Source organism: Komagataeibacter kakiaceti JCM 25156 (genome assembly GCF_000613305.1).
In genome coordinates this window covers 1-1,208 of the sequence record NZ_BAIO01000623.1, presented here as the reverse complement: position 1 = coordinate 1,208, position 1,208 = coordinate 1, and the positions used below count along the sequence as shown (strand labels likewise).

3 pseudogenes are annotated in these 1,208 nt (G+C 67.9%); 1 reads left to right on the top strand and 2 read right to left on the bottom strand.

Going from position 1 to position 1,208, the window contains the following annotated elements:
• Together JCM25156_RS25785 and gmk are read right to left on the bottom strand one after the other, a co-directional pair.
• A pseudogene (locus tag JCM25156_RS25785) lies at positions 1 to 242 on the bottom strand (multidrug ABC transporter); the annotation flags it as partial.
• 136 nt (positions 243 to 378) lie between these two features.
• Positions 379 to 1,039, bottom strand: a pseudogene (gene gmk / locus JCM25156_RS32460) (guanylate kinase).
• Here gmk and JCM25156_RS31620 point away from each other — a divergent pair.
• Positions 933 to 1,208 (top strand): annotated as a pseudogene (locus tag JCM25156_RS31620) (hypothetical protein); the annotation flags it as partial. The pseudogenes gmk and JCM25156_RS31620 sit on opposite strands and share 107 nt — an antisense overlap.

Below are 1,208 nucleotides of genomic sequence, written 5' to 3'. Positions count from 1 at the left end.
ATCCGCCGCCCCAGCCGGTCGGACAGGGGGCCAAGGCTGAACTGCCCCACCGCAAGCCCGGCGAACCACGCCGCCAGCGTAACCTGGCTGGCCCCGGCATGACCGCCCGCCAGTTCCTGATCCATGGCCGGGAAGGCGGGCAGGTACATATCCGTGGCGAGGGGACCGATGGCCGTGATCAGCCCCAGCAGGGCGATCATCCAGAACGGCATGGTGGAGGACGGTGGGAGGGGAACAGGCATGATGATCCGGGACGGAGGTCGGAAAGGGAGCCGCGGGAGCATATCCCCCGATTCTACACGCCCTGTCCATGCGGCGGGCCGCATGTGACACATGCCTGCCACGCCGCCCCGCATGGCCCGGTAGGGCCGGGCGGGATCAGAGTCCGAAGCTGGTGACCAGACCGGCCAGCCCGACCTGCCGGTGGCGCTCCAGCCGGGCCGCGACCAGCACGGCGCGGGCCTCGGTTATGGCCTGGTCCAGTTCCGAATTGATAATGACGTGATCGAACTCATCCCAGTGCGAGATCTCGTCGCGCGCGGCCTGCATGCGGCGCGCGATCTCATCGGCCTCATCGGAGGCGCGACCGTTCAGCCGCCGCTCGAGTTCCGCGATGGAGGGCGGCAGCACGAAGATGCTGACCACATCATCGGGCAGGGCCGCGCGGATCTGCCGGTGGCCCTGCCAGTCTATGTCGAACACCATGTCCCGCCCCTCCGCCAGGGCCTGTTCCACCGGCGCGCGCGGCGTGCCGTAGCCCCGGCCGAACACGGTGCCCATTCCAGCATCTCGCCCGCTTCCGCCATGCGCATGAACTCCGCCATGTCGCGGAAGTGGTAGTGGATGCCATCACTTTCCCCCGGCCGGGCTGGCGCGTGGTGACCGAAACGGAATGGAGCAGTTGCGGCTCGGACGCGCGCAGCGCATTGGCGATGGTGGACTTGCCCGCGCCGGACGGGGCTGAAATAACCAGACATACCCCCCTGCGCTGGACCGGAACCCGTGCGCTGGCGCGGACGGGGGTGGCAGGCTGGCTCATACGGCTCTCCATGGTTGGCGGCCGTCTGGATACGGGCCGGGTGCGGAAACGAAGTAGCGCAGTTCTAACAGGGTGTATGTATTCTGCGAATATGAAACAGGATTCGATACTGATCACAGGCGCCTCGTCCGGTATCGGGCGCGGACTTGCCCTCGCCCTCGCCCGGCCG